Here is a 22944-nt window from a genome sequence, read left to right on the forward strand (position 1 = left end):
GCCCTTTCGCCTGTCCGTACGCGGAAGGCCGGTTCCCGTGACGTGGGTCACGGGAACCGGCCATCGCCGTGGGTTCGTCGGGCGGGTCAGAAGCCGACGGACCGGAGGGCGCCCAGGCCCACGTCCGCGTAGGAGTGCTTGCCGGAGACGAAGATGTTCACGCCGTAGTAGTTGAACAGCCAGCAGGCGAAGGCGGCCAGGGCCAGGTAGGCGGCCTTGCGGCCCTTCCAGCCGGCGGTGGCGCGGGCGTGCAGGTAACCGGCGTAGGCGACCCAGGTGATGAACGACCAGGTCTCCTTCGGGTCCCAGCCCCAGTAGCGGCCCCAGGCGTCGCCCGCCCAGATCGCGCCCGCGATGATCGTGAACGTCCACAGCGGGAAGACGGCGGCGTTGACGCGGTAGGCGAACTTGTCGAGGGAGGCGGCGGCCGGCAGGCGGTCCAGGACCGAGTTGGCGAAGCGGCCGGGGGTGCCGCCGGAGGCGAGCTTGTCCTCGAACGAGTCCTTGAACAGGTAGAGGATCGTGGAGACCGCGCCGACGTAGAACACCGCGCCGCAGAAGATCGCCGTCGAGACGTGGATGTACAGCCAGTACGAGTGCAGCGCGGGGACGAGCTGGTCGCTGGCGGTGTACAGGACCGTGACGGCGAGGCCGAGGTCGAGCAGGACCGTGGTGGTCAGTGGGAGGCCGAGCCAGCGGACGTTCTTCTTCAGTGCGAGCAGCACCAGGTACACGCCGACGGCGGTCGTCGTGAAGGTGATGTTGAACTCGTACATGTTGCCCCACGGCGCCCGCTTCACGGACAGCGCGCGGGCGATCACGCCGGCGGCCTCCAGGGCGAAGGCGAGCACGGTGAGCGAGATGGCGATCCGGCCGTACAGGTCGCCCTTCTCGGTGCCGCCGTGCGCGCCCGGCCCGTCCGGTACGTCGCGGGAGCCGGTGGCTGCGCGGACGACGACCTTGGGCCGTTCCAGTACGGCGGTGCCGCCGGCCTTGTTCACGGTCACGTCCGGCCCGGCCTTCGCCGTCGCCCTGGCCGCACCGGTCGCGGTGAGCGCGGCGGCGGTGCGGCCGACCTTGCTGCGGCTGCCGAAGAGCCACTCGGCGATGTACGCGAAGAAGGCCAGCGTGTAGACCGCCATCGCGGAGTAGATCAGCGTGTTGCTGGCGTTCGCGAGGTCCTCGTTGGTCGCGGCGGCCAGATCGATTGCGGCGGCGAGAGTCACTTCTCAGCCCCTTCGGCAGGTACGACGTGGGTGTCGGGGGATTCGGGGGAGTCGTCGTCGTTCTTCGGCGCGTCGGGTGCGTCGGGTGCCTGCTCGTACAGGATCCCGGCCAGGTCGCCGAGCTCTTCGGGGACCTTCGCGGACTCGCTCCGCCCGAGGCCGGCCATCTCCACGACCGTGACGCCGTCGGCGCCCTTGACGGCCCGCACCCAGACGCGGCGGCGCTGGATGAACAGGGAGGCGGCGAGGCCGAGGATCGCGGCGACGGCGCCCGCGAGCGCCCAGCCGCTGGCGGGCTGCCGGGTGACCTGGAAACCGGCCCATTCCTGGACGCCGTCGAAGGTGACCGTGCCGGCGCCGTCCGGCAGCGTCATGGTCTCCCCGACCTTGAGCTGCTTCTTGAACAGCTCCCCGTCGGAGTCCTTGAACTCCTCCAGGTTGGTCTTGTCGAGCTGGTAGATGCTCTTCGCGAAGCCCGCGTCCACGCCGAGGTCGCCGTGGTAGGCGGAGAGCGCCAGCATCGGGTTGATCAGCGCGGGGAACGTCGACAGCATCGTGCTGCCCTCGCCGCCGTAGGTCGGCAGGAAGAAGGCGTTGAAGCCGAGCTGCTCCCTCTCGCCCTCGGCGTTGCGGTAGCCGTCGCGGACCATGACGGCGCCGGAGGAGGTGACGTTGGCGTCCAGCGGCAGCAGGGCGGTCGCCTCCTTGTCCATGACGACCTTGCCCTTGGCGTCCCTGACGGTGAGGACGGGCGCGTAGCCGTGGCTGACGAGGTAGACCTTCGAGCCGTCGATCTCCAGCGGCTCGTTGACCTTGATGGTGGTCGACCTCTCCTCGCCGTAGGCTCCCTCGCTGTAGGCGACCTTGGCCTCGTAGACGCGGGGGGTGCCGCGGTTGGGGCCGGACGGCTCGTAGGTGCCGTGGAAGTCCTTCAGGGTGAAGCTGAAGGGGGCCAGGTCGTGGTCCGGGTCGAAGAGGTTGCCGGACCTGAAGTCGTCGTACTGCGTGAGGGTGTTGGAGAAGCCGTCGCCCTCCAGGATCAGCTTGTTGCCCTCGTACCTGAAGAGCTGGCCCCAGGCGAAGGCGATCAGCATCACGATCAGCGCGACGTGGAAGACCAGGTTGCCGGCCTCGCGCACGTAGCCCTTCTCGGCGGCGACGGCTTCACCGACGGCGTGGGCGCGGAAGCGGCGCTTCCGCAGCAGCTTCAGCGCGGCCTCGCGGACCTCCTCGGGCTCGGCCCCGGTGCGCCAGGTGGTGTACGCGGGCAGCCGGGTCAGCCACCGGGGGGCGCCGGGCGGACGGCCGCGCAGCTGGCCGACGAACTGCCAGGTGCGCGGCACGATGCAGCCGATGAGGGAGACGAACAGCAGGATGTAGATCGCGGAGAACCACACCGAGCTGTAGACGTGGAAGAGGCCGAGCTTGTCGTAGACCGGCGCCAGGACGTCGTGGTTCTCGCGGAACTCCTCCACCTTGAGGGCGTCGACGCCCTCCTGCGGGATCAGCGAGCCGGGGATGGCGCCCAGCGACAGCAGCAGGAGCAGCAGCAGCGCCACCCGCATCGAGGTGAGCTGCCGCCAGAACCAGCGGGCCCAGCCGATGACGCCGAGGGTTGGGAGGTTCGGTGCCTCCTCCTTGGGGGCGGTGGTCAGCTGGGAGCCTGCGGCGCCGAGGTCCTGGTCCTCGCCGGCCGCCGGGGTCCTGGCCGCCGGGGCCTTGTCGGCCGGGGTCTTGCCGGTCGTGGTGTTGCTCATCGGTCAGATCCCTACAGTGAAGCCGTTGGACCAGGTCTGCATGTCCTGCACGATGCTGTCCCAGGCACCGGTCAGCAGGAGCAGGCCGGTCGCGATCATCATGCCGCCGCCGATCCGCATGACCCACACATAGTGGCGCTTGATCCAGCCGAAGGCGCCGAGCGCCTTGCGGAAGGCGACCGCGGCGAGCACGAAGGGCAGGCCGAGGCCCAGGCAGTAGGCGACGGTCAGTATCGCGCCGCGGCCGGCGGTGCCCTGCTCGGCGGAGAGCACCAGTACGGACGAGAGCGTCGGGCCGATGCAGGGCGTCCAGCCGATGCCGAACAGGGCGCCGAGGACGGGGGCGCCGACCAGGCCGCTGACGGGCTTCTTGTGGAAGCGGAACTCGCGCTGGGTGAGCCAGGGCATCAGGCCCATGAAGAAGACGCCCATGAGGATCATGAAGACGCCCAGCACCTTGGTCAGCACGCCCCGGTTGGACTGCAGCGTTTCGCCGAAGTAGCCGAACAGCGCACCGCTGGAGACGAACACGGCGGTGAAACCGAGGACGAAGAGCGAGGCCCCGGCGACCATCCGGCCGCGCCGGGCCTCTTGGAGGTCGGTGCCGGTGACTCCGGTCACGTAGGAGAGGTAGCCGGGGACGAGCGGCAGGACGCAGGGCGAGAAGAAGGAGACGAGGCCCCCGAGCAGCGCGATGGGCAGGGCCACCAGCAGGGCGCCGTTGAGCACCGTGCCGTTGTATCCCTCCACGGCGAGCGTGATCGCTGCGGACACGTCACGTCTCCGACTTGCCGGAGGAGTCCTTGAGGTAGGGCTCCAGCATCTTGCGGAGCTTCTCCTCGCTGAGCGCCTGGAGGGTGCGCGCGGCGACCTTGCCCTCCCGGTCGATGATCAGCGTCGAGGGGATGGCCTGCGGGTTGAGGGTGCCCTTCTCGAAGCGGAGCATCAGCTTGCCGGTCGGGTCGTACAGGCTCGGGTAGCTCACCCCGAACTCCTCCTCGAAGGCCTTCGCCGGGCCGGTGGAGGTGTCGCGGGTGTTGATGCCGACGAACTGGACGCCCTGGTCCTTGACGTCCTGGTAGACCTTCTCGAAGTTCTTGGCCTCGGCCCGGCAGGGCGGGCACCAGGAGCCCCACACGTTGAGGACGACGACCTTGCCCTTGTAGTCGTCGACGTCGAGGTGTCCGCCGTCGACGGTCTTGCCGGACAGGTCGGGGGCGTCGGCCCGCTCGCCCTTCTTGGCGGTGGAGATCCCGTCGGCGCCCGTGACGAAGCCGGTCTGGCCGCCGCCGCCCGAGGTGCCGCCGGAGCCGCACGCGGACACGAGCAGTGCTGAGACTGCCACGCCGGCGGCAAGGGCGGCGCGACGGCGGACGCGGACGGCGGTGCGGGTCGAGCGCAGGGGGGCGCGGCTGGCGGCACTCATGTGAAAAGTTTCGCATGTCCGTTCCGGGGATCTTGCGCACCCCCCTCACGGGCGGAAACCCGCATTTCAGGCAGCCTTTCCGGTGGGTGTCGAGGAGCCGGCGCCGACGTCCCTCAGGAAGGCGTTCCAGCCGCCGGGCGGCCGCTGCCCCACCTCGACACTCCGGAGCTTGGCCAGCACCTCCGGCTCCTGCACGTCCAGCCAGTCGGTGAACTGGCGGAAGGAGACGAGCCGGACGTCCTCGCCCTTCTCCTTCTCCCTGGCGATGTGCTCGATGACGTTCTCGACGGCGTCCATGTAGATGCCGCCGTTCCACTCCTCGAAGTGGTTGCCGATGAAGAACGGCGCCCGGTTCGTCTCGTATGCCCGCTTGAAGCCGGATATGTAGGCGTTTGTGGCCTGCTCGCGCCAGCCCGGGTAGTTGTGGGCGGGCGCCTTGGTGGAGTTGACGGACTGGTTGGCGAGGATGTTGTAGTCCATCGAGAGCACCTCGAAGGAGTGCCCGGGGAAAGGCATCTGCTGGAGCGGCAGGTCCCAGATCCCGTCCTTCTTCGCCGGCCACACCTGACGGCCGCCGGGCGAGGAGGCGTCGTAGCGCCAGCCGAGCTCGCGGGCGGTGGGCAGCAGGTTGTCCTGGCCGAGGAGGCAGGGCGTGCGACCGCCGACCAGTTCCTTGCCGTAGTCGAAGGGCAGGGCGGGCAGGTCGGTCCAGCCGGTGTTGGTCCGCCACTCCTTCACGAAGGACTTCGCCTGGTCGATCTCGCTGCGCCACTGCGCGGGCGTCCAGTTGCCGACCGTACCGCCGCCGCCGCAGAAGTGCCCGTTGAAGTGGGTGCCGATCTCGTGGCCGTCCAGCCAGGCCCGGCGGACGTTGGCGAGGGTGTCCTTGATGTGGCCGTCGGTGAGGTAGCCGATGTCCGAGGCGCCGCGCGGGTTGTTCGGCGGGTCGTAGAGGCGCTTCTTCGACTCGGGCAGCAGGTACAGCCCGGAGAGGAAGAAGGTCATGTGCGCGCCGTGCTCCTGGGCGAGGTCGAGGAAGCGCGGGAAGAGCCCGTTGCCGACCTCGCCCGCACCGTCCCAGGAGAAGACGACGAACTGCGGCGGCGTCTGACCCGGCTCCAGCGGCACGGGCGCGTCCGGCTGGTGGGGCTGCTTGCCGGTGTACGACGTCGAGCCGTCGCCGATGGGCTTCGCGGGGGCCTCGTCGCCGCCGGAAGACGAGGGCTTCCCGGAACCCCCGGCCGGGTGCGGGCCGTCCGACGCCGCGTGGGAGCCGGTACCGCAGCCCGCGAGCCCGACGGCGGCCGCGGCGCCAGCGCCGAGTCCGAGCATCCCCCTGCGGGTGAGAGTGCGGGTGGAAGTGCGCATCGCAACCTCGTTCGTCACGTCCTCTGGTGGTCACTCAGTCAGAGGACGTGACGAACGTGCGCGTTCCGGAAATACGTGCGGATTCCGTAACGAGCGTCACATGCCGCCGGGTCTTACGGCGGACCGGTGGGGCCGCCGCCCTCAGGCACCGTACGCCTTGCCCTGCCCCTTGGCCGGCTTGGCGCCGGCGAGGAGGTGGGGTGGGACGAGGTCGCGGGCGGGCTCGGTGTAGCCGACGGAGACGATGCGGTCGCCCCGGTAGGTGAACGTCGTCAGGGACGCCAGCGTGCACTGCCGCTTGCGCGGGTCGTGCCACAGCCGCCGCCGCTCGACGTACGAGCGCAGGATCCAGATCGGCAGCTGATGGCTGACGACCACGGCCTCGTGCCCGCGCGCCCGCTCCTTGGCCGCGTCCACCGCGCCCATCATCCGCACCACCTGGTCGACGTACGGTTCGCCCCAGGACGGCTTGAACGGGTTGACCACGTGCCTCCAGTTGGCGGGCCGGCGCAGCGCGCCGTCACCGATGCCGAAGGTCTTGCCCTGGAAGACGTTGCCGGCCTCGATGAGCCGGGCGTCGGTGGCGAGGTCCAGCCCGTGCGCCTTGGCGATCGGCGTCGCCGTCTCCTGCGCCCGCTCCAGCGGCGAGGCGACGACGTACCTCACGTCGCGGGGGGCGAGGTGCTCGGCGACCCGGTCGGCCATGCGTCGGCCCAGGTCGGAGAGGTGGTAGCCGGGCAGGCGGCCGTAGAGGACACCGGTGGGGTTCTCCACCTCGCCGTGCCGCATGACGTGGACGACGGTCAGCTCGTCGTTGTCGTGGCTCACGCGGACGCCTCCGCAGCCGCGCGGGCCGCCGCCGGGAGGGCGTCGGCGATGCGCTGGACGGCCCGCTCGTCGTGGGCGGTGGACACGAACCAGGACTCGAAGGAGGACGGCGGCAGGTAGACGCCGTCGGAGAGGAGCGAGTGGAAGAAGGCGGTGAAGCGGAAGGACTCCTGCGCCTTGGCGTCCTCGTAGTTGCGCACCGGGCCGTCGGTGAAGAAGACGGAGAACATGTTGGAGGCGGTCTGCAGCGTGTGCGCGACGCCCTCCTTGTTCAGCGCCTCGGTGACCAGCCCCTGGATCTGCTCCGACACGGCGTTGACCTTGGCGTACGCGGCGTCGTCGAGGAGGCGCAGCTGGGCGAGACCGGCGGCGGTGGCGACCGGGTTCCCGGAGAGGGTGCCGGCCTGGTAGACGGGCCCGGCGGGGGCGAGGTGCGCCATGACGTCGGCGCGCCCGCCGAACGCCGCGGCCGGGAAACCGCCGCCCATGACCTTGCCGAAGGTCATGAGGTCGGGAACGACCCCTTCCACCCCGTACCACCCGGCGCGGCTGGTCCGGAAGCCGGTCATGACCTCGTCGGACACGAACAGCGCACCGTTCGCGGCGCACGCGTCCTTCAGCCCCTGGTTGAACCCGGGCAGCGGCGGCACGACGCCCATGTTGCCGGGGGACGCCTCGGTGATCACGCAGGCGATCTCGCCGGGGTGGGCGGCGAAGGCGGCGTGCACGGCGTCCAGGTCGTTGTACGGCAGCACGATCGTGTCGCTCGCCTGGGCGCCGGTGACACCGGGGGTGTCGGGCAGCGCGAAGGTGGCGACGCCGGAGCCGGCGGCGGCGAGGAGCGAGTCGACGTGACCGTGGTAGCAGCCCGCGAACTTGACGACCTTCGTGCGCCGCGTGAACCCGCGGGCGAGCCGGATGGCGGACATGGTCGCCTCGGTGCCGCTCGACACGAGCCGCACCTCCTCCAGCGGCGCGACCCGCTCCACCATCGCCTCGGCGAGGGCGACCTCACCCTCGGCGGGCGTACCGAAGGACGTCCCGCGCGCGACCGCCTCCTGCACGGCGGCGACCACCTCGGGGTGGGCGTGCCCGAGGATCATCGGGCCCCAGGAACAGACCAGGTCGACGTACTCGCGGCCGTCGGCGTCGGTCAGGTACGGCCCGGTGCCGGAGACCATGAACCGGGGCGTGCCGCCGACGGCGCCGAAGGCCCGCACCGGCGAGTTCACACCGCCGGGCGTGACGGCCGCCGCGCGGTCGAACAGAGCCTGCGAGGCCGGTGCTTCGTATGGATATGCCAGTTCGCTCATGACCTGCGACTTCTCCGACCTTCTCGACCTTCTCCGACTTCCCGGGCCCGGCCCGGACCTAGTTCGGCCCCTGCTCGGCTCCCGCGCGGTCCCTGGTTGCCCAGGGTGACCTCATTCAGGGTAGACAACCCGCCCGACCGCCGTGCCGTCTGCCAGACTGGAGTCCATCCACGCAGCTCACGCGGGCGGCGAGGAGAGGGGCTGCCGGCCGTCCCGCGGATGTACGACGGACCTACGACGGGCATATGTCCGACCGTACGTTTCGGCGAGCGGCCGTGGGGGAGGTCACTGACACGATGATCGGGTTGCGCGGCGGGGGCCACGCGTCCTAGAAAAGCAGTCGGGTGGAGATATGCATCGCGGTGGCGGACTGGGCGAGGGGACCGACGACCTGGGTCCTCGACGTGCCCGGCGGGGAAGGCACCGGCGCGAGGCGGCGGAATCGACCGAAGCACGTCAGGCACACGGCACCCCGGGCGAGCCCGACCGGCTCGACGGACAGGTCGGCCGACTGGGGGCGGGGAGCAGGAATGGTGGCCGGGTGGGGGTGACCTACAAGTACTTCGGCGCGCCCGACGGCGCGACCGCGGCCCGCGTCCCGATCTCGATGCGCCCCGAGGAACTCGGCGGTGACGAGCTCGGGATGAACGGCATGTTCACCAAGATCAAGCCGGAGACCATGGCCGCCATGGTCCTCACCGGCATCGAGGGCGTTCCCCTCCACAAGGTGCCCCCGCTGGAACTGGTCGTCCTGCACCCCGACTACGCGGTGGTGAAGCTCCCGATGACCGTCGTCGACCCCCTGCGCGGCATCGGCGAGGAGGCGGTCGGCGCGGCGGCCTTCATCTGGTCGACGGTCCCCGACCGGGGTGGGCCGCGGGACGCGTTCAACGTGTACCAACTGCTGCACGAGTGGCAGGACTTCAGCCACCGGCTGCACGAGGCGGGGCACCAGCCGTACTGCCTGGTGTGGCCCTGAGCTGGGTTGCGTGAGGGTCGGGCGGGGTCTTCGGGCCTCGCCCTTCTCCGTGCCGGGGAGGGGCCGTCGGACGGCCAGGGCACATCGAGGGCACATCGGTTCGGCTGAGAGTGCCCAGATGCCCAGGGTGTGCGGGTCCTGCTGGATCATCGGCTGGCCTCACTCCGGCGAGGTCGGCGCGCTTCCGGTGGCGATGAGTTTCCCGCCCGGGTGGTGTTGTCGCTCCCGGTGAAGGACGTCCCGCAGCGCGGGCAGCTCGCCACGGACGTCGCGCGACCGTGGCCACCAGGCACCGTCGAGCGCACCTTCTCGCGACTCCGTGGTGCGCGCGCATATCCGGGCCGTACGGCCTCGTGAACGCCACCCGGCACGTGCCGGGCAGCCGAAGGGGGATCGTATCCGGTCATGAGCATCACCTGTTTCCGCCGTCAAGCGGTGACGTCAGCCCCTTCCCGTTCCACGCGGGCCGTAGTGGAAGGCGGCGATGCGTTCACCGTGCTGGGCGTTGAGCAGGTGGAGAGACGAGCACGCCCAGGGCGATCGCCGCCAAGAGCACGATCACGGTGACGAGGCTTCCCATGATCCTCACATCCCCTTCGCCTGGTTCGGGACGCCAGCGGCGGCTGCGGGGATCCGTGGACGCGGGGCAGGATCGACCACGTGCCCGCCTTCGGGGTTCCAGACCGCTTCCGAGGGCACGGCCGTCCTTCGCGGCAGTCCGCAGGTCTTCCGCCTCCGCCACGAGCCCGGCTCGCGGTCGACGTGCCCTGGGGGTCGCTCCCGGCGGCCATCAGCCACGCGGCCGAGGCAGACGGCGTCGACGGCGGAATCACCAACAGGTTCCAGCGACCCACGCGGTACGACAGCAACAACAGCTCGTGCGAGTCCTGCTCGGCCAGGAACCAGCCGACCTTCCCCACATGCCCGGCCACGGCACCTTGCGGCGGAATGACGGGCCAGTGAACCGGATCCACGGTGACCCGGGTGATCCGTAGGAGTTCCTCATGCAGCAATCGGCCGACCAGCGCGCCGCCGAAGACGACAGCACCCACGCCGACCAGCCAGCCTCAGACCGAGCAGACCGATCACGGTGGCGGCCGCGCCCGGCAGCAGGGCACGCCAGCGGACCCGGCCGCCGAGCAGCGGGTGCTGGGACCACCAGAGGAACAGGACAGCGCTCAACGATGCGACAACCCCGCCTGCCAGCGGTTTCGGCCGCAGCGTGGTGGTGGCGGAGAGGGAGAGGTATCCGGTGAGAACGCCGATCCAGACCGGATGCCGCCACCTGGCCCACCAGCCGGCCATCGGACTGCCGTCCACGGCGCCCCTCGACGCGGACTGCACCGCGCCGCGGAACATCGGTTTCTTTACTTCCCGTCAGCCAGCCCCGTCGGCTTAAGTATTAATTAAAGACTAGTGGCGTGCATTGGAGTTCTTAATCCCCAACCGGGCACGACCCGCCTGCAATCAATCCCACTCGGGCGCACTTCTGCGTAATATGCCACCAATTCTCAAGCTTCCCGGCAGGAAAAAGGCCCGGTAGCTGACGGCCCCTCCACAGGAAATGGCCTCTCAAATGAAGCTGAAGATCCCGCAGGCGGCCAGATGCCGCTCTTTGACCGGATGGCTGACCACAGGACTCGCTGCGACGGTTGCCGCCGTGATGGTCGCCGTCGTGCCGACGCCTGCCGAGGCGATCGCCACGCCCGTGCCCCTCGGCACGGCTGCCAGTTTCTCGGTTCTGGCAGGTTCTGAGGTCACCAACACCGGACCATCACTCCTCAGTCAGGATCTCGGAGTGAGTCCGGGGACGGCTATCTCCGGGTTCCCGCCGGGCCAGGTACTCGGTGCCGTGCACGCGGCGGACCAGGTAGCCAACGACGCCAAGAGCGACCTCGTCACGGCATACAACAACGCCGCGAGCCAGGCCACAGACTTCGCCCTCGCGGCGGGAATCGGTGCCGGCCAGACCCTGCTCCCCGGCGTCTACACCGCTTCGTCCGGTGTGGGCCTCACCGGTGACCTGATCCTGGACGCCGGCGGGAACCCGAACGCCGTCTGGGTCTTCCAGATCCCCGAGGCGCTGACGACGGCCTCCTCCAGCCGGGTGCTGCTCACGAACGGCGCCTCGGCGTGCAACGTGTACTGGCAGATCGGAAGTTCGGCCACGCTCGGCACCAACTCGACGTTCGTCGGCACCCTTATGGCGCTGACCTCGATCAGCGTGAACACGGGGACGAACATCGAGGGCCGGGCGCTGGCCCGCAACGGTGCCGTGACGCTCGACGACAACAGGATCTTCCCGGGCAACTGCTCGACCGCGACCTCCGGCACCACGTCCGGGACCACCACCGGCACGACGACCGGGACCACCACCGGCACGACGGTCGGCACCACCACCGGCACGACGGTCGGCACCACCACCGGCACGACGGTCGGCACCACGACCGGTACGACCACCGGCACCACCGTCGGCCTGATCGGTGGCGGCCTCCTGGGCGGGCCGCTCGTCACCGGCGGGAGCACCGTGGGGTCCACCTCCGGAATCACCTCCGGCAACACGGCGGGCAACACCGCCGGCAACACCGCCGGGAACACCGGTGGGAACAACGTCACCGCCGGAAACACCTCGGGCAACACCGCCGGCAACGCCACCGGCGGCCACAACGGCAAGCCCGGTGGGCCCGGCCGCGGGGACGACCATGGCGGTAAGCCCGGTGGGCCCGGCCGCGGGGACGACCATGGCGGTAAGCCCGGTGGTGGCCACGGAGAGGGTCATGACGAGGGCGGCAAGCCCGGCAAGGAGAACGGAGGAATGCCCAGCAAGCCGGATCACGGCTACGGCTACGGCGACGCTCCGAAGACCGAGGAACACAAGGACGCCAAGGGCTAGACAGCCATCGAGCTGCGATGAGTCCCTTCACCGGATGACGGCGCGCTGCGGAATCACATCGATTCCGCAGCGCGCCTCCGGTGCGTCTCCAGATGCATACCGATCGCGGGCAGAAGACATGAAAGCAAGGTGGGCGGTGTCCAGCCGAACCGGACAAGCGGACGTGCAGGACCTCGAGCAGTGCGACTCCGTTCCGCCGCGAGAGCGCCACGGCGAACCGGGCGCTTGCGAACCACGTCCCGTGGGCGTGCGCCTGCTCAACGCGGTCCTGCATACGACCGTGTTCCTCTGCCTGGCCGTGACTCTGGTCCACATCGCCCTCGTCTTCTTCCACGTCGCACCGCCCAACCCCGTCTCTCGGCGGTACAGCCAGCAGATCGACGCATGGGTCTACCCCCTCTTCGAACAGAACTGGCGGCTTTTCGCACCCAATCCCGATTCCGTCAACCGACAGGTCCTGGCGAGAACCGCGCACGCCGGCCCCGATGGATCGATGCAGGTCAGTCCTTGGTTCGACCTGTCGGCCGTGGACAGTGAGGCCATCGAACACCAGGCGTTTCCCAGCCACACGGCGCAGAATCTGCTGCGCCGCGCCTGGGCCGCTTACGCCGAATCGCACGGGAAGGACGACACCGCTCGCTCGGAGCGAGCCGTGATGCTCCAGAAATACATGAACAACATCGCCTCGGACCGCATCGCCGAACACCGCGGCGACAGCATCCGCGACATCGACTTCGTTCAGCTCCGGGTCATCACTCTCCCCGTCGCGGCACCCGGCTCCAACGCAGCGGACAGCCCGCAGAAACCTGTCGAGAACCGACTCCTGCCCTGGTGGAAGGTGACCTCTCATGGGAAGTGAAAGGCTGCGCAAGCTCCCCTCCGCGGCGATCGCGCTCGTCACCGGCCGGCCGGTATCCCTGTACGCCACGTCGGTGCTGCGCATCGGCTACGGACTGCTCTACCTGGTCTTCCTGCTCCGCGAGTTCCCGCACCGCCACGAGATCTGGGGTCCGGACTCCCCGTGGACACCCGCGCTGGCCGCGCAGCTCTTCGACCAGACCGGGTGGTACAGCTTCCTGCTCCTGTCGGACAACCGGGCCTACTTCGAGCTGTGCTACGGGATGGCTCTCGTGACGTCCGCGCTGTTCATGCTCGGCTGGCGGACCCGGGCCACGTCCATGGTGTTCGCCGTCGTGGTGACGTCGTTCCACGCCCGGTCGATCTTCATGACGGACGGAGGCGACAACCTGGTCCTCCTGATGTCCCTCTACCTCGTGCTCACCGCGTGCGGCCGACGCTGGTCCCTGGACGCACGCCGCGAGCGGCGCAAGGCGTCTCGCGCGGCCGGTGCGGCGACCCGTGCGAAGAGTCCCGGCCCGACCGCGCGGCAACTCCGTGACGCCCGCGTCACCTTGACCACCGTGGTGCACAACTGCGGCGTCTTCGTCATCGCTGCCCAGGTCTGCTTCCTGTACGGATCAGCCGGCCTGTACAAGGTCCAGGGCTCGTACTGGGCCGACGGCACGGCACTCCACTACGTACTGCACCTGGAACTCTTCCAGCCCTGGCCCGCGCTCTCCCTCTTCTTGGACCAGTACCCTCTCGCGATCGCGGCCATCAGCTACCTGACCGTGCTCACCCAGGTCGCGTTCCCGTTCGTACTGTTCGGCAGGCTCAAGTACCCCTTCCTCGCGGTCCTGCTGGGCATGCACGCCGGCATCGCGGTCCTGCTGGGGCTGCCGGTCTTCTCGGGTGCCATGATCATCGCGGACGCCGTGTTCCTGCCCGACCGCTTCTACACCTCACTGCCCCGCCTGGGGCGCCGTACGGCACGGCGGCTCGGCGTACGGCTGCCGCGTCCCCGCGGAGAGACCGGGGTGGCGGGGGGTGGTGCCGTGCCTCCGCAGGTCAAGTCCGGGAGCGCCGAGCTGCACCCGCGGTGACGGTCGGCGGAAGGGAGGCGGACAAGATGACACCGACGGCTCGCCGGCGCCACCGTCAGCGGCGGCCTGCGGGGAGAGCGCAGGTCGTCCCCCGCGCCTGCCCCCCGCCTGTACTGGCACATCGAGGTGGCGGGCTGGGACCTCCTCGGGTACGAGGTCCTCCCGGGGCTGCACGCCGACTGCAGCCCGGGCTCCCCGGACCTGCCCCTCGTCGCTGCGGCTCTTGCGGAACTCCAGGAGACCACCGCTCCCACAGACGTTCCCATCAAGGCCGCCGAACAGCGCTGGGCCGCCTACGCCCCGCCCGGAACTGCCGCCCTCTTCTCCGGCGACACCCTGCTGCACACCGACCTCGCCCCGCACAACGTGCTCGTGGACCACCGCGCCCACATCATCGACTGGGCCTGGCCCACACGCGGCGCAGCCTGGATCGATCCCGCCATCCTCATCCTGCGCCTGCTCCAAACCGGACACACGCTCGTTGAGGCGGACGCCTTCGCCCGCCGCTTTCCCTCCTGGCGCACCGCACCAGCGGAGGCCAAGGAGGCGTTCGCCGCCAACGCTGCGGCCTGGCAGGGCAAGGGCTGACTCCGCCTCCTCCTGGCAGGGCAAGGGCTGACTCCGCCTCCTCCTGGCCGGCCCGGCCGCTGTTTGTCCCCTGCCCTCATGGGGACCCTTCGCCCATGAGCAAAAAGCCAGGTCGTCGCCGTATGGGCCAGAATCGGATGCTGTGGCTGCTCGACGCCCTGGAGCGTGATCCCAGGGCGGACGCGGCGATCGACAAGCTCACCAGGAGTGTGCGAGCGCTCCCGCTGGGCCGGGCTCGAGACGCGTTGCACGGCAGATGGCTCGGTCATCCTGTGCACCCCCTGATGGTCCAGGTGCCGATCGGCAGCTGGATGTCCGCCGCCGTCCTCGACCTGTGGCCCGGCCGCACCCGGGAGGCCGGCCTCCTGGTGGGGGTCGGCATGGCGGCGGCCGGTCCGGCCGCGTTGGCGGGCGCGGTCGACTGGGCCGAGCTGCACCGGCAGCAGACACGGGTGGGGCTCGTGCACGCCGTGGCCAACACGGCGGCCGTGGGGCTGTACGGCGCCTCGCTCCTGTGCCGCCTCACCGGACGGGCCACAGCGGGCCGCGCGTACGGCTTCCTCGGGCTGACGGCGGTCGGCCTGGGAGGCATGCTCGGCGGCCACCTCGCCTACCGGCAGGCTTCCGGAGCCAACCACGCCGAGGAAGTACCCCATGTCGTCGGCGAAGACTGGCACCGGATCGGCACCGTGGACGAGTTCCCCGCCGGCCGGCCCGTGCGGCGCGCCGTGGACGACGTTCCGGTCCTGGTGGTGCGCGAGACCGGCGGCACCTTCCACGCGCTGGCGGACCGGTGCAGCCACCTGGCGGGCCCGCTGTCCGAGGGCACGGTCGCCGACGGGTGCGTCGAGTGCCCGTGGCACGGCAGCGTCTTCCGGCTCTCGGACGGCTGGAACGTCCGCGGCCCCGCCACCGCGCCCCAGCCCGCCTTCGACACCCGCGTCGTCGACGGACACGTGGAGATCAGGCTGCGCCGCGAGGACGGCACGGAGAGCGCGGACGAGGACCGAACGGCCGGGGCACCGGAGCGGGCAGGGAAGGACGAAGGCCATGGGCACGGCAACTGATGGCGGTGTCGTGGCGCGGCTGAGGCGACGACTGCGCCGCACCGAACGCACCTACTCGACGGGAGAGGACCGCCCGCTGCACGGCTACGCGGCGGCCATGACGGCTTTCGGTGTCTACACGGCGGGGTGGGCGGCGGTGGTCAGGATGCGCGGTCGTCCGCTGCCGGACCGGCCCGAGCCCTGGGACGTGGCACTGACGGCGATCGCGACGTTCCGGCTGAGCCGGTTGCTGAGCAAGGCGTCGGTGACGAGTCCGCTGAGGGCTCCCTTCACCACGTTCCAGGGCCCTGAGGGACCGGCCGAGCTGCACGAGGAGGCGCAGTCCGAAGGGGCCAAGGCCACGGTCGGCGAGCTGGTGACATGCCCGTTCTGCATGAGCGTCTGGGTGGCGTCGACCCTCACCGCCGGACAACTGCTCTGGCCGCGCGCCACCCGCACCGCCATGGGGGCGCTCACCGCGCTGGCCGGCGCGGACGCCCTGCAACTGACGTACAGCGCGCTGGTCGCCAAGACGACCGGCGACTGACCACGCCGCGCCCGCCCGACCACCGCGCGGGCGCGGCGTGGCGGTCACCGTTCCCGGGGCAGAGGTCCCACGTCGGACCGGCGGCCGGGGCGCAGCATCGCGGTGTGCCGCTGCCCGGGACCGGGACCCGACCGGGCGGCCAGGGCGTCGGCGACCGCGCCGGTGCCGAAGGCGTACAGCGTCTTGTGCAGCAGGTCGACAGCGAGTTCGCGGCGGGGCCAGGTCTGGGGCGGGGCGCCGACACCGCGCTCCTCCGATCAGGAAGAACGCGAACGACGTGATCAGGTAGAGGTGACCGATCTTCTCGTGGTCGGTCGTGGTCAGCGGTGACCACCACGTGGCCCCGGCCACGGCGCTCGGCCACCGGGACAGGAGCCACCGGCTCGGAATGGGTCGCCATCACGTTCCTCACTCGACAGAGCGCCTGGTCGGCCGTTCGACGGCGACGGTCCGCCTCTCCGGCCCCGTGTCTGGGGCAGGGTGTGTCCAGCCCTCGTGGAAGGTCGTTCTCTCCGGTACGGGTCCGCCCCCGCACCCAGCCGATGGCAGGCCGAACGGCCCCATCTTCCAGTCGGACGGGTGACGACGGGGGCAGCGCTGAGTACCGGCCTCGGTGACCGTGTCCGTTTCGTCCGCGGGGCTACGGAAACCCGGCGCCGGACGGTGGCCGCCGGGACACCGGAAGCGGAGGGCGTTCGATGAGGAAGCTGTGGTGGGCGGTGCCGGTCGCGGCCGTCGGGGCGGCGGCCGTACGGCGGTCCCGGCCGGCGCACCGGGCCGACGAGCGGGCGGGCGACCGCTGGCTCACCGTGACGGTCAACCGGCCGCCCACGGACGTGGGGTCCGAGGGGAAGCTGTCACCGCCCCTGGAGGACCTCGCGGGACGGATCGACGTACGAATCCGGCCGGCACCGGGCGACCGCGGCACCGAGCTGGCCGCGCGCTTCAAGGAGCCCGTTTCCGCCGCCTCGGCCTCCGTGCCCGCGCGGCTGGCCGGGCAGGACCCGCGTCAGGAGCTGCGGCGCGCGTTGCGCGACGCCAAGTCCCTGCTGGAGGCGGGAGAGGTGCTGCGGCCCGACACGCCGCCCACCACCCGCCCCACGCCGGGCGGCAAGCTGATCGAACTGTTCACCCGCCGCTCCGGTGGGGAGGGAGTGCTGTGAAGGCGCTGTGCTGGCAAGGCGTGAACAAGCTGTCCGTCGAGCAGGTCCCGGACCCGGAACTGCGCAACGACCAGGATGTCATCGTGCGGCTGATCGCGGGCACTACCTGCGGCTCCGACCTGCACCTCATCGGCGGCTACATCCCGGCGATGCGCGCCGGTGACGTGATCGGCCACGAGTTCGTCGGCGAGGTCGTCGAGACCGGCTCCGCCGTGCGCAGGCACAAGGTCGGCGACCGGGTCGTCGTCTGCTCCTTCGTCGGCTGCGGGCGCTGCTGGTACTGCGCCAACGACCTGTGGTCCCTGTGCGACAACACCAACACCAACCCGGGCATCGGCCAGGCACTCTTCGGCTACGAGACCGCCGGTATCTTCGGCTACTCGCACGCCATGGGCGGCCTGCGCGGCAGCCACGCCGAGTACGTCCGCGTGCCCTTCGCCGACTACGGCGCTTTCAAGGTCCCCGAGGGCATCGACGACACCAGCGCCCTGTTCGTCTCCGACTCCGTGCCCACCGGATGGATGGGCGCCGACCTGGCCGGGGTGAAGCCCGGTGACGTGGTCGCCGTCTGGGGCTGCGGCGCCGTGGGACAGATGGCTGCCCGGGCCGCGATTCTCAAGGGTGCCGAGCGGGTGATCTCCATCGACCGCGTCCCCGAGCGCCTGGCCATGACCGAACGGTACGTCGGCGCGGAGACCATCGACTACACCAGCAGGGACGTCGCCGCGGAACTGCGCGAGCGCACCGGTGGACGTGGCCCGGACGTGTGCATCGAGGCCGTGGGCATGGAGGCACACAGCGACGGGCCGATGCACCTGTACGACCGGGCCAAGCAGCAGCTCCGCCTCCAGACCGACCGGCCCACCGCCGTACGCCAGGCGATCCACGCCTGCCGCAAGGCGGGCACCGTGTTCATCCTGGGTGTCTTCGCGGGCGCCGTCGACAAGTTCCCGCTCGGCGCGGTGATCAACAAGGGGCTCACCGTGCGCGGCGCGCAGATGCACGGCCAGCGCTACATCCCGATGCTGCTGGACCGGCTGGCCGCCGGCGAGATCGAGACGGCCCACCTGGCGACCCACACCCTCTCGCTCGACCAAGCGCCCACCGCGTACGACATGTTCAAGGAGAAGACCGACGGCTGCGTCCGCGCCGTCATCCGCCCCGAGTTCCGAGGGGCCGCGTGATCGCTGACCGGGTCGCTCACCGAGTGGCCGCCCGGTTGGCCAGGTGGCGATCGGCGCCGGCCCTGCACCCACACGGGGTGCTGTGCACCGGGACGCTGACCGTCGCCGGCCGCGCCGGTACGGGGTGGGGTGTTCCATGGCTGGACCGGCCCGGCTCCTACCGTGCGACCGTGCGCTGGTCCCGTGCGCTCGGGCTGCACCGGCGGCTGCCGGACGGCCTGGGCCTGGCCGTCCGGGTCGAGGACGCCGACGGCAGGGGCAGCACGCTGGACCTGCTGTTCACGTCCAGCCGCCCAGGCCGGTTCGGCCGCCATCTGCCTCTGCTGCGGCCCGATGCCCTGACCGGCCCGTACTCGACCCTGCTGTCCTACCGGCTGGGTGAGCGCGAACGCGTCCTGGCGGCCTTCCCCGTCCCCGACCCGGGCGGCACCGCGGAAGACACCCTGCCGACCCTGTGGCAGGAGATCGCCCGCCGGCCCGTCCGCTTCGACCTGCGCGCAGCCGCCCCCGACGAACCCTGGCGCACCTTCGCCTCGCTGTCCCTGGAAGCCGTACACCCCGCTCCGGCCACCAGCACCGTGTCCTACGACCCCTACGCCCATAGCCTGCCCGGACTTCACCCCACCGGGCGCCTGCGCCGACTCCGCGACGCCGCCTACGCGGGCTCCCGCCACGGACGAACCACCGGCGAGCCCGACGAAACCGGCAACGCCCATGCCCAGTAGGACGCCCATCACTGCACGAGTGGCAGGGCACGGATCAGAGGGACCCGGCAGAGGAAGACGTGGTCCCCGGTCGGCCCCATGCCCTTGGAGCGGGCTCACCCGAAACGCATCCAGCACACACGAGATCGGGAAACCCCATGAACATGTGGGAACCACAGAGGTGAGTGTTCCCAGGCCAGATGGCCTGCGATCACCGTTTCCCCAGGTCACATGCCCTCCCAGGGAAAACTCCTGAAGCGGGTGGCGCAGGTTTGAATCCTGCCGGGGGTACACTGCGTTAACGCTCTGACCTGGGGTTTCTTGCCCAGCGAGGAGCCTGTTTCGGCCCCGGACTCGTCGTCCGGGGCCGCTTGCGTGAGCCGATGTCCGGGTCCGTTCCGGGAGCTGCGTTCGCGAGGTCTCCTGGATGCCCTTCAGGTCGGCTCCGGCCGCGTGGGCCCGCGCGTCGCGGCACTCCATCGGGACCGACCACCTTCGCGTTGAGCCCCGGCACCTGGAAAAAGCCTTCGTGGCGGGAACAGCCGGTCCGGCCGGCACGGTTGCATCGACCGGGACCGGTGCCGCACGGGGCGGGAGACACGGAGGCCACAAGGCCGTCCGCCCCACCAGGATCCGGGCCCCCGAATCGCGGTGCCCCGCCGCGCACTCGGACCATCGGACCGCACGTACTCGTGCAGGAGGACTGTTCATGACTGACCGGCCCTTGACGCTCATGGCAGTACACGCCCACCCCGACGACGAGGCCACCGGAACCGGAGGGGTCCTCGCGCGCTACGCGGCGGAAGGCATCCGCACGGTTCTCGTGACGTGTACCGACGGCGGTTGCGGGGACGGGCCCGGGGGTGTCAAGCCGGGCGATCCCGGGCACGATCCGGCGGCCGTCGCCGTGATGCGCCGTCAAGAACTCGAGGCGAGTTGCGGCGTCCTGAAGGTCAGCGATCTGGAGATGCTGGACTACGCGGACTCCGGGATGGTGGGCTGGCCGAGCAACGACGCCCCCGGATCCTTCTGGCGGACACCCGTGGAGGAGGGCGCTGCCCGACTCGCGGAACTCATGCGGCACTACCGGCCCGACGTGGTGGTCACCTACGACGAGAACGGCTTCTACGGCCACCCCGACCACATCCAGGCCCACCGCATCACGATGGCGGCGCTGGAGATGACCGCGCTGACACCGAAGGTGTACTGGACGACGATGCCCCGCTCGATGATGCAGCGGTTCGGAGAGACCATGCGCGAGTTCGGTGAGGACATGCCGGAGCCGGATCCTGCCGAGGCCGCCGCGCTGGCCGAGATCGGCCTTCCCGACGATGAGATCACCACATGGGTGGACACCACCGCGTTCAGCGGTCAGAAGTTCGACGCGCTGGCCGCCCACGCCAGTCAGGGCGAGAACATCTTCTTCCTCAAGATGGGCAAGGAGAGGTTCGGCGAGTTGATGGGCGTGGAGACATTCGTACGTGTCCAGGACGCCACGGGCGCGGCCGTCCCCGAGAACGATCTCTTCGCCGGACTGCGCTGATCCGCCCGTCCGACCGAGAGTTCACGGGGCGTCGGTGGTCTCGGTGATGTCGGTGGTTCCCGGGATGTCGGTGGCTCCGACGACGTCAGTGGTCTAAGTTGACTACTGATGAATGCATTTCGGGAAGTCTCTGCGTCTGTACGGGAGTTGACCGTCAGCGGCCCGGACGCCGGCCCCTACGCCCTCGCCGAAGGGCCGGACGGCGCCCTCTGGTTCACCCTCGTTCACCAGGGCGCCGTCGCGCGCCGGGACCCGGGCGGCTGCGGTGTCACCGTCCACCCGGTGGGGGCCGGGCCGACCATCGTCGCGGCGGGGCCCGACGGAGCGGTGTGGTTCACCGAGTACCGGGCGCACCGCATCGGGCGGATCGCGCCCGACGGCTCCTACTCGTCCTTCGCGCCGCCGACGCCGGAGGGCGGGCCGTTCGGGATCGTCGCCGGGCCGGACGGCGCGATGTGGTTCACGCTGTCCGCCGCCGACCGGATCGGCCGCGTCACCATGGACGGCGAGATCACCGAGTACCCGGCGCCCGGCGACTTTCCGTCCGCCATCACGGCGGGGCCGGACGGGGCCCTGTGGACGACCCTCAACCAGCACAACGCGATCGGGCGGATCGGCACCGACGGGACCGGCACCGTCCACGCCCTGCCGACCGGGGGCGCGGCGCCGGTCGGTATCGCGGCGGGGCCGGACGGCGCGCTGTGGTTCACGGAGATCGGGGCCGGGCGGATCGGCCGGATCACCGTGGACGGCGAGATCACCGAGTACCCGCTGCCCGACCCGGCGTGCCGGCCGCACGCCGTTACCGCCGGGCCCGACGGGGCGATGTGGTTCACCGAGTGGGGCAGTGGCCGGGTCGGCCGGATCACCGTCGACGGGCGCGTCACCTCGTACGCGCTGTCCCGCCCCGACAGCGAACCGCACGGCATCGCCCCGCACGACGGCGCGCTGTGGTGCGCCCTGGAAACCGGCTCCCTGGCCCGGATCGAGGTGCCCGTATGACCGACCCCGGAACCGACCCCGGCCACCGTCCCGGAAGCGACGCCGAGGCCGTCCCGGACCCCGGCGTGCTGCATCCGCTCGCGCAGCACCCGAGAGTCGTCCTGCTCAAGCCGCTCGTCACCGACGAACGCATCCAGGTCGGCGACTTCACGTACTACGACGACCCCGATGACGCCACCGCGTTCGAGACCCGCAACGTGCTCTACGCGTACGGGCCGGAGAAGCTCGTCATCGGCAAGTACTGCGCGATCGCCTCCGGCACCCGGTTCCTGATGGCCGGGGCCGAGCACCCCACGATGGGCGTCTCCACCTTCCCGTTCACCATGTTCGGCGGTGCCTGGGCCAAGGCCACGCTCGACCTGATCACCGGCATGCCGAGCCGTGGCGACACGGTCGTCGGCAACGACGTGTGGTTCGGCCACGGCGTCACCGTCATGCCCGGCGTACGGATCGGCGACGGGGCGATCGTGGCCGCCGGTGCGGTGGTCACGGGTGACGTGCCGCCGTACACGATCGTCGGCGGCAATCCGGCGCGGCCCATCCGCACCCGGTACGACGCCGACGACGTCGCCCGGCTGCAGCGGGCCGCGTGGTGGGACTGGCCGGTCGAGATGGTCACCCGCCATGTCCGCACGATCATGTCCGGCAGCCCTGCCGACATCGAGTCCGTCGCGATGACCGCCGCGACGGAGAAGACGAAGAAGGCGAAGGAGGACCTCGGTTGACCGACCGGAAGAGTTCCGTAACGACCTCCGGCTCCCTCTCCCACGACGCCGGGGACGAGTTCGACCGGCAGGTCCGGACGCTCACCTCGCTCGGCTACCCGGCGCTCGCCGGCCGCACCCCCGAGCAGTTCGCCGAGTTGGCGGCGCCGCTGCGCGCCGAGGCCGTGGAGCGGGCGGGCGCCGCGGCGGGCACCCCGTACGATCCGGCCGCGAACGGCCGGGTGCCGTTCGTCCTCGTCGTCACCCGCGAGCTCGCGCCCATCGAACGGACCGTGCCGCTGACCAGCCTCCACGGCGGCGAACTGCCCGGCTTCGTCGACCGCAGCTTCGAGCCGGGCTCCCTGGAACGTTTCGTCGCCACCGAGGAGGCCGAGCCGCCCGGCGGGGACGGTGTCCACCTGCTGTTCGACATCGAGCGCGGGGAGGAGTTCTGCGGGGCCGTACCGAACGACGCGATGGCCGCACTCGCCGGACGGGGCCGCACCCTGCTCACCATCGAGGAGGGCATCGCGCTGATGACGCACCACCCGCAGATCCTGGTGAAGAACAAGTGCTTCTCGCTCGGCGGGTCGCGGTCCGGTGACCGGCGGGTCCCGGCGATCTGGATCAGCCGGAAGGCCCCGAAGCTCGGCTGGTGCTGGGCCGGGAACCCGCACACCTGGCTCGGTATGGCGTCCGCGGGCGCCCGCCACGCCTGAGAAGCACTCCC

Annotated in this window: 24 protein-coding genes and 1 pseudogene; 14 read left to right on the forward strand and 11 right to left on the reverse strand. The window is 70.7% G+C overall.

Going from position 1 to position 22944, the window contains the following annotated elements; all coding sequences use genetic code 11:
* Window positions 1–86: 86 nt before the first annotated feature.
* The 7 genes from ccsB to hemL form a co-directional block, all read right to left on the reverse strand.
* Window positions 87–1226 (reverse strand): c-type cytochrome biogenesis protein CcsB, encoded by a 1140-nt coding sequence (gene ccsB, locus IE142_RS07075; RefSeq protein WP_191884871.1) that lies wholly within the window; start codon window positions 1224–1226, stop codon window positions 87–89.
* On the reverse strand, window positions 1223–2983 hold the full coding sequence (resB, locus tag IE142_RS07080; RefSeq protein WP_191884872.1) for a cytochrome c biogenesis protein ResB: 1761 nt from the start codon (window positions 2981–2983) through the stop codon (window positions 1223–1225). Before resB ends, ccsB begins: the two co-directional genes overlap by 4 nt.
* A gap of 3 nt (window positions 2984–2986) precedes the next feature.
* Window positions 2987–3757 (reverse strand): cytochrome c biogenesis CcdA family protein, encoded by a 771-nt coding sequence (locus IE142_RS07085; RefSeq protein WP_191884873.1) that lies wholly within the window; start codon window positions 3755–3757, stop codon window positions 2987–2989.
* Between the two features lies 1 nt (window position 3758).
* Window positions 3759–4409, reverse strand: a complete 651-nt coding sequence (locus IE142_RS07090) for a TlpA family protein disulfide reductase (RefSeq protein ID WP_191884874.1) — start codon at window positions 4407–4409, stop codon at window positions 3759–3761.
* Between the two features lie 66 nt (window positions 4410–4475).
* Complete coding sequence (locus IE142_RS07095; RefSeq protein ID WP_191884875.1) at window positions 4476–5777, reverse strand: polysaccharide deacetylase family protein; 1302 nt, start codon at window positions 5775–5777, stop codon at window positions 4476–4478.
* Between the two features lie 141 nt (window positions 5778–5918).
* Window positions 5919–6566, reverse strand: coding sequence for a histidine phosphatase family protein (locus tag IE142_RS07100; protein ID WP_191885059.1), 648 nt, complete (start codon window positions 6564–6566; stop codon window positions 5919–5921).
* A gap of 35 nt (window positions 6567–6601) precedes the next feature.
* Window positions 6602–7918 carry a glutamate-1-semialdehyde 2,1-aminomutase gene (gene hemL, locus IE142_RS07105; protein WP_191884876.1) on the reverse strand — a complete coding sequence of 439 codons (1317 nt, stop codon included), beginning with the start codon at window positions 7916–7918 and terminating at the stop codon, window positions 6602–6604.
* A gap of 352 nt (window positions 7919–8270) precedes the next feature.
* On the opposite strand from hemL, the gene IE142_RS07110 reads away from it, so the two are divergent.
* A complete protein-coding gene (locus IE142_RS07110; protein WP_191884877.1) occupies window positions 8271–8897 on the forward strand; it encodes a hypothetical protein in 627 nt (208 codons plus the stop codon).
* Between the two features lie 159 nt (window positions 8898–9056).
* On the opposite strand, the gene IE142_RS38700 is transcribed toward IE142_RS07110, so the two are convergent.
* From IE142_RS38700 to IE142_RS37315, 3 genes are all read right to left on the reverse strand, one after another.
* Complete coding sequence (locus tag IE142_RS38700; protein WP_370466308.1) at window positions 9057–9329, reverse strand: DUF5994 family protein; 273 nt, start codon at window positions 9327–9329, stop codon at window positions 9057–9059.
* Window positions 9326–9949, reverse strand: a complete 624-nt coding sequence (locus IE142_RS36350) for a DUF5994 family protein (RefSeq protein WP_370466309.1) — start codon at window positions 9947–9949, stop codon at window positions 9326–9328. Before IE142_RS36350 ends, IE142_RS38700 begins: the two co-directional genes overlap by 4 nt.
* Before the next feature lie 520 nt (window positions 9950–10469).
* Window positions 10470–10601 carry a hypothetical protein gene (locus tag IE142_RS37315; RefSeq protein WP_258876816.1) on the reverse strand — a complete coding sequence of 44 codons (132 nt, stop codon included), beginning with the start codon at window positions 10599–10601 and terminating at the stop codon, window positions 10470–10472.
* On the opposite strand from IE142_RS37315, the gene IE142_RS07115 reads away from it, so the two are divergent.
* From IE142_RS07115 to IE142_RS07140, 6 genes are all read left to right on the forward strand, one after another.
* Window positions 10573–11790 (forward strand): ice-binding family protein, encoded by a 1218-nt coding sequence (locus tag IE142_RS07115; RefSeq protein ID WP_268252953.1) that lies wholly within the window; start codon window positions 10573–10575, stop codon window positions 11788–11790. The genes IE142_RS37315 and IE142_RS07115 overlap by 29 nt on opposite strands.
* A gap of 241 nt (window positions 11791–12031) precedes the next feature.
* Window positions 12032–12649: a DUF5819 family protein gene (locus tag IE142_RS07120; RefSeq protein WP_191885060.1), complete on the forward strand. Its 618-nt coding sequence runs from the start codon at window positions 12032–12034 to the stop codon at window positions 12647–12649.
* Window positions 12639–13733 carry an HTTM domain-containing protein gene (locus IE142_RS07125; RefSeq protein WP_191884879.1) on the forward strand — a complete coding sequence of 365 codons (1095 nt, stop codon included), beginning with the start codon at window positions 12639–12641 and terminating at the stop codon, window positions 13731–13733. The genes IE142_RS07120 and IE142_RS07125 overlap by 11 nt, the downstream gene beginning before the upstream one ends.
* A 126-nt stretch (window positions 13734–13859) precedes the next feature.
* The gene (locus IE142_RS07130; protein ID WP_191884880.1) at window positions 13860–14321 is read left to right on the forward strand and encodes a phosphotransferase; all 462 of its coding nucleotides are present in this window, start codon (window positions 13860–13862) and stop codon (window positions 14319–14321) included.
* A gap of 95 nt (window positions 14322–14416) precedes the next feature.
* Window positions 14417–15388, forward strand: coding sequence for a Rieske (2Fe-2S) protein (locus IE142_RS07135; protein WP_229830199.1), 972 nt, complete (start codon window positions 14417–14419; stop codon window positions 15386–15388).
* The gene (locus IE142_RS07140) at window positions 15372–15914 is read left to right on the forward strand and encodes a DUF1360 domain-containing protein (RefSeq protein ID WP_191884881.1); all 543 of its coding nucleotides are present in this window, start codon (window positions 15372–15374) and stop codon (window positions 15912–15914) included. The genes IE142_RS07135 and IE142_RS07140 overlap by 17 nt, the downstream gene beginning before the upstream one ends.
* 44 nt (window positions 15915–15958) lie before the next feature.
* On the opposite strand, the pseudogene IE142_RS36360 reads toward IE142_RS07140, so the two are convergent.
* A pseudogene (locus tag IE142_RS36360) lies at window positions 15959–16159 on the reverse strand (hypothetical protein); the annotation flags it as partial.
* 453 nt (window positions 16160–16612) lie between these two features.
* Between IE142_RS36360 and IE142_RS07145 the strand changes: the two are divergent.
* From IE142_RS07145 to IE142_RS07175, 7 genes are all read left to right on the forward strand, one after another.
* A complete protein-coding gene (locus IE142_RS07145) occupies window positions 16613–17077 on the forward strand; it encodes a hypothetical protein (protein ID WP_191884882.1) in 465 nt (154 codons plus the stop codon).
* Between the two features lie 20 nt (window positions 17078–17097).
* Window positions 17098–18261, forward strand: coding sequence for a zinc-dependent alcohol dehydrogenase (locus tag IE142_RS07150; RefSeq protein WP_229830202.1), 1164 nt, complete (start codon window positions 17098–17100; stop codon window positions 18259–18261).
* A 170-nt stretch (window positions 18262–18431) separates the two neighbouring features.
* On the forward strand, window positions 18432–18986 hold the full coding sequence (locus IE142_RS07155) for a phosphodiesterase (RefSeq protein WP_229830204.1): 555 nt from the start codon (window positions 18432–18434) through the stop codon (window positions 18984–18986).
* Between the two features lie 688 nt (window positions 18987–19674).
* Entirely contained in the window at window positions 19675–20508 is an 834-nt protein-coding gene (locus IE142_RS07160; protein ID WP_191884884.1) for a PIG-L family deacetylase, read from the forward strand.
* Between the two features lie 108 nt (window positions 20509–20616).
* Entirely contained in the window at window positions 20617–21510 is an 894-nt protein-coding gene (locus tag IE142_RS07165) for a Vgb family protein (protein ID WP_191884885.1), read from the forward strand.
* A complete protein-coding gene (locus IE142_RS07170; RefSeq protein ID WP_191884886.1) occupies window positions 21507–22235 on the forward strand; it encodes a CatB-related O-acetyltransferase in 729 nt (242 codons plus the stop codon). Before IE142_RS07165 ends, IE142_RS07170 begins: the two co-directional genes overlap by 4 nt.
* A complete protein-coding gene (locus IE142_RS07175) occupies window positions 22232–22933 on the forward strand; it encodes a DUF5701 family protein (protein ID WP_191884887.1) in 702 nt (233 codons plus the stop codon). Before IE142_RS07170 ends, IE142_RS07175 begins: the two co-directional genes overlap by 4 nt.
* Window positions 22934–22944 lie beyond the last annotated feature (11 nt).

The sequence above is a fragment of the Streptomyces mutabilis genome (assembly GCF_014649815.1).
Lineage (GTDB): Bacteria > Actinomycetota > Actinomycetes > Streptomycetales > Streptomycetaceae > Streptomyces > Streptomyces mutabilis.

Coding starts and splice junctions, on each gene's coding strand:
- IE142_RS07160 (WP_191884884.1), top strand. CDS start 19,675: ATGACTGACCGGCCCTTGACGCTCATGGCAGTACACGCCCACCCCGAC.
- IE142_RS07135 (WP_229830199.1), top strand. CDS start 14,417: ATGAGCAAAAAGCCAGGTCGTCGCCGTATGGGCCAGAATCGGATGCTG.
- resB (WP_191884872.1), bottom strand. CDS start 2,983: ATGAGCAACACCACGACCGGCAAGACCCCGGCCGACAAGGCCCCGGCG.
- IE142_RS07140 (WP_191884881.1), top strand. CDS start 15,372: ATGGGCACGGCAACTGATGGCGGTGTCGTGGCGCGGCTGAGGCGACGA.
- IE142_RS07145 (WP_191884882.1), top strand. CDS start 16,613: ATGAGGAAGCTGTGGTGGGCGGTGCCGGTCGCGGCCGTCGGGGCGGCG.
- IE142_RS07110 (WP_191884877.1), top strand. CDS start 8,271: ATGCATCGCGGTGGCGGACTGGGCGAGGGGACCGACGACCTGGGTCCT.
- IE142_RS07165 (WP_191884885.1), top strand. CDS start 20,617: ATGAATGCATTTCGGGAAGTCTCTGCGTCTGTACGGGAGTTGACCGTC.
- IE142_RS07095 (WP_191884875.1), bottom strand. CDS start 5,777: ATGCGCACTTCCACCCGCACTCTCACCCGCAGGGGGATGCTCGGACTC.
- IE142_RS07090 (WP_191884874.1), bottom strand. CDS start 4,409: ATGAGTGCCGCCAGCCGCGCCCCCCTGCGCTCGACCCGCACCGCCGTC.
- hemL (WP_191884876.1), bottom strand. CDS start 7,918: ATGAGCGAACTGGCATATCCATACGAAGCACCGGCCTCGCAGGCTCTG.
- IE142_RS07125 (WP_191884879.1), top strand. CDS start 12,639: ATGGGAAGTGAAAGGCTGCGCAAGCTCCCCTCCGCGGCGATCGCGCTC.
- IE142_RS07100 (WP_191885059.1), bottom strand. CDS start 6,566: ATGCGGCACGGCGAGGTGGAGAACCCCACCGGTGTCCTCTACGGCCGC.
- IE142_RS07170 (WP_191884886.1), top strand. CDS start 21,507: ATGACCGACCCCGGAACCGACCCCGGCCACCGTCCCGGAAGCGACGCC.